The sequence below is a fragment of the Nitrospirota bacterium genome (genome assembly GCA_020846775.1).
In the GTDB taxonomy this organism is placed as follows: domain Bacteria; phylum Nitrospirota; class 9FT-COMBO-42-15; order HDB-SIOI813; family HDB-SIOI813; genus RBG-16-43-11.
Genome location: JADLDG010000015.1, coordinates 1 through 8726, shown reverse-complemented (window position 1 = coordinate 8726; position 8726 = coordinate 1). Strand labels below are relative to the sequence as shown.

Here is an 8726-nt window from a genome sequence, read left to right as displayed (position 1 = left end):
GCAGAAAAGATGCCTGCCTATAACTCAATACTTACCCCTCAAAAGAGACTTGGAGGTAAATTGGGACTTAAGAAAGGATCAGTATTGCCAACAGTTATTATCAAAGAGGAAGATAGAATGCCTTTAAGAAAGTGGCAAGAAGAAAACCAAGTTTCAATACACGTTTGGCATGTTTTTTATGACCGTGCTTTTGGCCTGGCATTTGATGAAGCGGAAAGATTAATTCAGGAAGGGTTTATAGAACCAACTATTCAGACCTTTCAGGCACCAGGTGGTGCTACAACAAAGAAGACGATCTACAAGTTTTATTATCATTATGCGTATCCTCTTGCTGTTTCAACTGAGCAGCCAGTATTAGTACCTGATTTCATTCAGGACAAAAATGGACATATTCTGCCTTATGTGAAATTCGAAGGAGGATCTCTTGAAATGACTCAAGATGCATTAAACCTCTTAAAGGAATTATGATGGGAAAAGTAAAGGCTCATCAAAATATACCGACTCAGTGGCAAGAGAGAGAAAAGCTTCGGGATAAAGGTCAGTTCTGGACACCTGGCTGGGTGGCAGATGCAATGGTTTCCTATGTTGCAGAAAGTACAGAATTGGTTTTTGACCCGGCTACCGGAAGAGGGGCATTTTTTGATGCGCTATTAAGACTTAACAAACCTCATATAAAATATTTTGGAACAGACACAGATGGGGAAGTTCTGCAAGATGATATTTACATGAATTCATCTTGCGATGTTGAATTACGTGATTTTATCAAAAATCCTCCTCATGGTAAATTTAAGGCTATAGTAGCTAACCCCCCATACATAAGGCATCATCGAATTGATCAGAATACAAAGTTGATTTTAAAAAAACTTTGTGCAAGGATTACAGGATTTTTAATTGATGGCAGAGCAGGGTATCACATATATTTTCTTATACAAGCATTAAATCTGCTTGAACCAAACGGGAGACTGGCTTTCATCATGCCTGCAGATACTTGCGAAGGAACGTTTGCAGCAAAATTATGGGACTGGATTACTGAAAAATATTGTCTTGAATGTGTAATCACTTTTAATGAAGAAGCCACACCTTTTCCAAATGTAGACACTAATGCAATAATTTTCCTTATCAAAAATTCAATGCCTCAAAAATCAATTTACTGGGTCAGGGCAAAAGAGGCATACTCATGCGACCTTTTACATTTTGTTACATCTAATTTTAAGGAAAATAAGTATGCATCTATTGACGTTTGTAAAAGACAACTAAAAGAATCTATAAACACCGGCCTTTCGAGACCGGAACAAAATCTCAATAGCTATAAATATCATTTGAACGACTTTGCCAATGTGATGCGTGGTATTGCAACAGGAGCAAATGATTATTTCTTTTTAACACGACAACGGGCAGTAGAGCTAAATATTCCTGATAATTATTTGAAAGTAGCCGTTGGAAGAACTAAAGATGCCTCAGATGATATACTTACAACAGAGAACATTAAACAAATTGAAGGAAACAACCGTCCGACTTTGCTCCTTTCGATCGCCGGACACGGGATATTGCATGAATCAATTGCCAAATATTTAAAGGTTGGTGAAGGATTAGGGTTACCAGCGCGTCCTCTTATTAAACAACGGAGGCCTTGGTATAAGATGGAAAAAAGAGAAATCCCACCACTTCTTTTTGCTTACCTCGGCAGACGAAATACAAGATTCATAAAGAATGAAGCCGGAGTTCTACCTCTGACTGGTTTTTTATGCGTTTATCCTCTTCACAAAGACGATACTTATATAAGCAATTTGTGGCAAGCGCTTAATCATCCGGACACATTAAAGAATCTGCAATTGGTAGGCAAAAGCTATGGTTCAGGGGCAATAAAAGTTGAACCCCGCAACCTCGGGAAATTACCCATACCTGATACAATAGTAAAACAATTCGAACTTGTCAGGGGATACAAAACACCAAACGAACAGCTTGGCTTATTCAATGAAAAGAAACCAAAATCTTACAAAAATAATCATAGCTAAGTATGATGAACTAAATTACTTGTAGCCACGTTCTTCTTGAATCCGCACATTGCACGCTGGACAAATCAATCTGGTGTTATCTTCCGTATATCCTTTCATGGCTTCGAATCTGTCGAGCACCGAGTTCTTCTCGGGGAGGACTTTCCCGCAAGTAGCACAGGTGTTTTGTTGAATTGCTCTTTTGATCTGTTTCAGGATTCGCCTGTTTGTTGGGCTGTCTCTTTCATCATAGTTGAGTGTTTTGTATAGCTTGCGGTTAAGCGCCCACATCAGGTCCGCATCTCCGTCGCTGAGTTCCTCAAGCCGACCACGCACTTCAGCAATTAACGGAAGAAACAGTCGCTTTCGCTCGTCTTCAGTTAGCATTCTATTAGGCATATTATTCCTTAAGTGAATGTTGTGGGTCGCTACCGGCGGGGGGACGGCTCAGCACTTGGGGCACGTCGCGGCTTTAGTGCTGACTTCGTTACCACATTCCTTGCATTTCTTAAGTGCCATTGTCTTCTCCTTCCGCTGGCGAACATTTAATATACATACGACAGCTTCATCCAGTTCTTTCTTTACCCTGATATCCTCATTCATTCAAAACATCAACAGCCATAAATTACGCTATATCAATATAAACGTCAAGCGGATAGCTTGGCCTATTTTAGGAAATGAAAAAGAAATACTCAAGGAAGCATCATCTCAGAACTCGTAGCGAAGGGTGGCAAACAGGTTGTCGTTTTTGTCAAGTTGTCCGAAGAATGTTCGTTAATCCTTACCGCCAAATCTATTGACCCTATGGATGTACAGGGTGAGTCTGTTATGTTGTACCTTGCCTCCGGTATAATAAAGTAGTCTTCATCATTCAGGCTGTAGAACGTAAACAGTCCCAGACGAAGGGTATTATATTTGAGCATCTGAGTTAGTTTTAGTGTAATCAGTTGATGAATCTTGCCTGTTGTAGGGAATCCGGGAGGGAGGGGATCTTCATAGTTGTTATAATCCTGCATATATTTCCCATAGTATTAAACACCGGCAGTAAAATCAGTCCAGCATGTTAAAACGTATAAAAACCGAGTCAGGAGCCTTTCTTTGGTCTTCCCGACTCTCGCAATGTTGCTTCTAATTTAAATTTACGTGTCATTTTATCAGCCATGTTTACACCTCTCTCCTTGTACCTAACATTGGGAATAACTGGCGCGCCTTAGCGTGTCCGGTTGATTGACTTGTTATGTGTTTGTAGTTCCTCAATTGAGATTGGCGGCCTTGTTTTGTGCAACATGCGATGACAATTTGCGCACACTGGCCTTAAGTCACTGATGGCGTTTACTAAGTATTCCTCTCCGACATCTGCAACTTGCTTTAAGTGATGCACCTCAATGTATTTTGAGCCGATAGCGCCATACGCTTCCTCAAAATTGAAACCACATACAGTGCAACGGTAGCCGTAGTGTTCTATGCAGGCTTGGCGAGCAGCGGGGCTTCTGTCATAGGTTTTATAAGTGACGCTTTGTGACTTGCCTTCCGCATATAGTTCTATTTCCTTTTTGGTGGAAGGCTGAAAGTTTAATTTCGCGTTTCCTTGTATTAGTGAAAAAAGCTCTTCAGCTATTTCGTTAGGAATGGATAGCCCGCTTGCTTGTGGCGTCCATGTTTGGCCTGGGTATTTGTCTTGTAGATAAGACAAGGAGACTATTGGTTCCTCAGACAATGCTTTAAACAGTAAATCTGTTCTGAGTGCAGATTTTCCTTCTTTTGCCTTTTGCAAATCCCAATGGGGTAGTGGATATGGTTTTGATGAAATATAGCCGCAGCCAATAATTCCTTTGGGCTCAATGCCAAGGCGCATCAGAAAAAATAGATCGCCGATTTCAATTCGCTTTGTATTGCCGCAACTCCAATACATATCGTATTCGTCGCCATTATTTACACGATATATTGCGTCCTGTTGATCGCTCCAGACCCATCGCTCAGGATTCCATGTATAGAGATACGCGCTCATTGTTCCTCACGCATAACACAAATCTCACATAGAGCCCGTCGTTTGACAAAAAGGCTCCTGATCTCGTTCCCATAACGTTAAAATCAGCCGCCAGCAAAGGAGGACGGCTGGATTTTCTGATTAGGTATTTCTTCTTTGTTCTAACTGTTTTTCAGTCCATCGAGACAAGCGACCTGTATTGTTTTCTGCTGCTACATATTGCCCAGTTGGGAGAATAACGCATTGGCACATTTCAGAAGTAAGCTCTAACGCCCTTCCATTCAAAGCAACTAAACCAGTAGCTAAGAGAGAATCGGTGAAATCCTGGATGTTAAGCCCTTTGGATTCGATATACGTAATTAGTTCTTGGTCGTCTATGTTCTCAACCTTGCCACTGCAGAGTCTGTTGACAACAAGAAACTGTGGTTGATCGAGGAAAACAGGAGACCAATCTTCAGGAATCACCTCCTCTTCGAGAACCTCTTTATCAATTGGTGTGTATTGATACTCCCACCCCATTTTCCCTTCTTTTTTGATGGCTCGGCCAGATAGGAATACGTGCATGCATTCCTGCTGAAGATCCTCGCCCCAAAGACCGCTTAATTGATATTCACGTTGCAGCTTTGTCCATATTAACTCCAGAACGAATATGATTGGATTTTCCTGGGAAGATACATAGAAATCCCAGTAATTGTTCTTCATTGGGGCACTGTATGGCTGTCCATTCACTTTGATTAAGGAAAACTTCTCAGAAATGATTAGCTGCGGAAAGCTTCCTACTCCGAAACCTTGCTGATTTAAGTTTTTTTCAATGAAGCCAATCATGGCCTCTCTAAAAGAGTGTTCGCTCTGAAAACCATGATGACCAAGTATTATTCTTATTGGTGATAGTTGCTCCATAACTAGAGTATGAAAGATCATCTCATCTGAAAAGGCGAGATTGCATAATTCTGAATATGGTGGAGCGATTTTTTTTTTGTCGTTTGAGCAAATGCCTTGTGAGCTGGTGAAATGTCTATATTGCCCTCAGCCACGCCGACTTGAATATAACGATAGTAACTGTCAAGTACACCTCTTAAATGAACAAATGCGTCAGATAAGTCATTTGAATAGAGGGTCTTTTTAACCTCAAGGACAGCAATAACGTCTTTTACATGCCACTTGAAACTATTGGTGTAAGGGATGGTTTCCCCATCTCCTTTAACCAGCATACAGTCGATTTCGCCAGTCATCTGACAGGTATTATCGAAGATAACGCCACTTACTATTTGCAGCCCTAATATTTCTGGAATTGCACGATCAAGAACATCTGCGGTTAGTCCCTCATACATTTTCCCAATCGTTGAGCCATGCTTTAAATTGTACTCATCAAGCTTCCTTTTCTCTTCATTAAGAAATCCATCTAAAAGTTGAGCAACGTTTCTAAGCATAAAGAGTCGTCGGTTTGTGATTTACCACGCCTAACTTTTAATATATGTACGACAGCTTCATACAGGTTTTTCTTTACCCTGATACTCTCATTCAAAACATCAACAGCTATAAATTACGCTATATCAATATAAACGTCAAGTGGACAGCTTGGCCTATTTAGAGAAAAGGAAGAGAAATACCCAAGGAAACATCATCTCAGAATTCGTAGCGAAGGGTAGCAAACATGTTGTCGTTTTTGTCAAGCTGGCCGAAGAATGTCTCGGATTTCTTACCACCAAATATGTTAATTCCTGTAGATATCCATAAAGAGTCAGTAATGTTGTATCTGGCCTCCGGTATAATAAAGTAGTCTTCATCATCCGGGCTGAAGAAGGAAAACAGGCTTAGTCTCAGCGTATTGTATTTAAGCATCTGTGTCAGCCTCACTGTGATGAGTTGATGATGCTGATCAGATTTGGGGAAGCCAGAAGGAAGGGAGCCCTCGTATCTGTTATAATCCTGCATATATTCTCCATAGTATTGCACGCCTGCGGTAAAATCAGTCCAGAGCTGTTTTGAATAACCGAGGATATATCTTGCAGATGAGTTGGATATTGTAGGGTCATCGCCATTCCTGTCATCGAGGGAGTCATAGTAGCCGCCTTCTATGCTTAACACACCATCTGCAAAAGCCCCCTGCATGCTGAATCCATAGACGGCAAGTTGAGGATAGAAGAGTTCTGCCTCTGTAAGAGATAGAGGTCTTATCCCTGGAATTTTAAAGAATCCGCGGTATAAATATATTGATGTATCAAATCGTCCGAGCTGTCTGTAAAGCCTCAATGCAATTTCAGAGTTTTCGATCTCTTCCCTTGGAGTTTTACTCCCGGTAATTGTCATTGGGCTGTAGAGAAAAAATCTCTTTTCGTCAGGAAGCTTGTAAGGCTCGAAGAAAGGTATAATTACCAGGTCAGCGGAAAGCATATCAGAATAAACAGACAGTTTTACGGCATCGGAGCCTACCTTGAGGTATTCAAGAGGTTGCCCTGAGAAGAGGGCTGAATAATTCTTGGGATATGTATCATTGATGAATAGCAGATCACCCGCACCCCATGTAATTATCTGCCTGCCGGCTCTCAGGTCATAGCTGTCAGCCCTGTAATCTATGTAACCCTCTCTGATGTCTATCCTGTCTTCATCTGAAACAGAGTCATGGACAAAGTCGGTCTTAAGCGTGAATGCAGCAGATTCGGAATTTCCGGTAATCTCCCCGCGAAATCGTTGCTCTCCGGAAAGAAAGTCTCCTCCTTCACCGCTGTCGGGAGTTTCCTTTCCTGTAATCCTGGCAGACATGTTGCCCTGCACAAAGCCGTGGAGGGTAATGTCCTGGGCGTGGGCATTGACTGTTATGGCAGCAAATATACTAACTATGTATAGATAGTGTATCGTTTTCACTCGAAAATAACCTTTCAAATCCCCCCTTACCCCCCTTTTCTAAAGGGGGGTAACTAATTTCCCCCTTTGAAAAAGGGGGAGTAAGGGGGATTATTTTCATGTCCCTCTTTAAGCCCGGGGCTCATGACAGTTCATCCTAAAATAGTACCTCACTCGGCTGCTCATTGCTCATTGATTTCAACGTATTGCTTATTTTATCCACTTCTCCGACGGTTTTCTCAAATATCTCTCCGAGAACACATCATCGGCAATGCCGACATTGAATGCTGTGTTTTCAAACACGACCTCTGTCTTATGCCCGTTTTTTACATTAGACATAGTCCTCCCCGTTACAGCAGGCAGGCCGCCTATGATCTCTATCTTATCCGCAGTAAAAACCTTGTACAGTGAACCCTGGACATCATAATACTCATCCTTAAGCGGCAGGTAGGTAGCCTTGTCAACCCATGAAAGTTTCTTTGTATATTCAGTCGGGTTCTTTGGAATGCTCTCTACTACATAGCAAGGTTTCCCCTGAATGGATTCTTCTCTTAAATATTTGTGTGTATCGTCTTCAACGTCGCGGCCTGATACATCTTCATATGTGAAATCCGAACCCACGAAACTTGACCTGCTGTCTTTTGCAGCGATGCGGTTAACAAGGTTGATAGCCGGAATGAAGATCCATCTGTCATCGTCCTTGCCAGGATATTTGTAGACCATAAAAGATGTCCCCCTGACATCGCCTGGATTATGAAAATACATGAAATATTTCTGCTCACCATTTGAGCCATTTTTACGCAGCATGGTAAGTTCCCGCAATCTCTGCTGCCCTGATTTGGATAACAGTTTCATCTTTACTCTTGCCTGCATGTCTTTCCCCTGAGAAAAAAAGGCTTCCTGAGACTTCCTTACGATGTCAGTGGCATCTTCTGCATGAAGTAATGTTGGACTGACAGCAACTGTAAGTAAAACAAATACTAATAATCTGAGATATGTCTTCATAACTTTCCTCACTTTCAAATAAATTACATAGCTACAGCACCCACCTGCCAGCCACCCTGATAATTGCTGGTAGAAAAAGAATCGTCATAACTGAACTTATTACCATCATTCCTGCTATAAAGAATCCGACGGTTATATACGGGGTCAGAGGTGCAAGTATCATTACAGAAAATGCTGAAGCAAAAAGGATGGCATTTCTGATAATCCCCTTGCCCGGCCTTGCAGCAGTCCATATGAGGGCCTTCTCCAGATCCCTGTCTTCTGCATATCTCTGCTGAAAGCGCCTTATGAAGTGGATTGCAAAATCCACTGCCATTCCGAGAGACATTGCTGACAACACTGAAATCGGCATATCAAAATCCTTGCCGATTATTCCGACAAACCCGTAAATAATTACTATAGTAAATAGCAGGGGGATGAAGCTGATCATCCCCCACTTTATAGACCTGAAATTAATCACTAATATGATAAATACCACGATCAATGCAAGGATGAACCCTTTTATCATATCAAACAAGACCTCATCGTTCCACACCATGTTGAAATAAGATATCCCGGCAGGTTTAAATTGCAGTCTGAGATCAGGATTAGACAACTTGAATTCCGCGACCTTATTCAGTACCTCCCGCATGGCAACGGCATCCCATGTCTTTAACTGAAGCAGTATGTTTGCCTTATCATAATCAGCAGTCACCACGTTTTCAAGGTCCCGGGGTTTCGCAGACATGCCGAATAGAAAGAGATACTGTGCGATCTCATCCGATGATTCCGGGACAGTGTCATATTCAGGGGAGTTGGCATGGAGCACCTTGTTAACCCGCTTTACAATATCAACGAGGGATGTGGTCTTTCCGACTACAGCAAGACTTCCCAGTTCTTTCTGCAATTGCTCAATT

At 41.8% G+C, this 8726-nt stretch carries 10 protein-coding genes; 2 read left to right on the top strand and 8 right to left on the bottom strand.

The window, feature by feature from the left end; all coding sequences use genetic code 11:
- On the top strand, positions 1-468 hold a 468-nt coding region (locus IT392_01635; GenBank protein ID MCC6543186.1), incomplete at its 5' end, for an AccI family restriction endonuclease.
- Positions 468-2015, top strand: coding sequence for an N-6 DNA methylase (locus tag IT392_01630; GenBank protein MCC6543185.1), 1548 nt, complete (start codon positions 468-470; stop codon positions 2013-2015). The genes IT392_01635 and IT392_01630, both read left to right, overlap by 1 nt.
- Before the next feature lie 15 nt (positions 2016-2030).
- Here the strand turns inward: IT392_01630 and IT392_01625 are convergent, their stop codons facing one another.
- The 8 genes from IT392_01625 to IT392_01590 form a co-directional block, all read right to left on the bottom strand.
- Positions 2031-2381 (bottom strand): hypothetical protein, encoded by a 351-nt coding sequence (locus tag IT392_01625; GenBank protein ID MCC6543184.1) that lies wholly within the window; start codon positions 2379-2381, stop codon positions 2031-2033.
- Positions 2382-2686: 305 nt separating this feature from the next.
- Positions 2687-3010, bottom strand: a complete 324-nt coding sequence (locus IT392_01620; protein ID MCC6543183.1) for a hypothetical protein — start codon at positions 3008-3010, stop codon at positions 2687-2689.
- 194 nt (positions 3011-3204) lie between these two features.
- Positions 3205-4002 (bottom strand): HNH endonuclease, encoded by a 798-nt coding sequence (locus IT392_01615; protein ID MCC6543182.1) that lies wholly within the window; start codon positions 4000-4002, stop codon positions 3205-3207.
- Positions 4003-4122: 120 nt separating this feature from the next.
- Positions 4123-4881: a hypothetical protein gene (locus IT392_01610; GenBank protein MCC6543181.1), complete on the bottom strand. Its 759-nt coding sequence runs from the start codon at positions 4879-4881 to the stop codon at positions 4123-4125.
- A gap of 17 nt (positions 4882-4898) precedes the next feature.
- Positions 4899-5411: a hypothetical protein gene (locus IT392_01605; protein ID MCC6543180.1), complete on the bottom strand. Its 513-nt coding sequence runs from the start codon at positions 5409-5411 to the stop codon at positions 4899-4901.
- 196 nt (positions 5412-5607) lie between these two features.
- Complete coding sequence (locus IT392_01600) at positions 5608-6846, bottom strand: hypothetical protein (GenBank protein MCC6543179.1); 1239 nt, start codon at positions 6844-6846, stop codon at positions 5608-5610.
- Between the two features lie 189 nt (positions 6847-7035).
- Positions 7036-7830, bottom strand: a complete 795-nt coding sequence (locus tag IT392_01595) for an outer membrane lipoprotein-sorting protein (GenBank protein ID MCC6543178.1) — start codon at positions 7828-7830, stop codon at positions 7036-7038.
- A 31-nt stretch (positions 7831-7861) separates the two neighbouring features.
- Positions 7862-8726 (bottom strand): MMPL family transporter (locus tag IT392_01590; GenBank protein MCC6543177.1); only part of this gene is annotated, 865 nt, incomplete at its 5' end.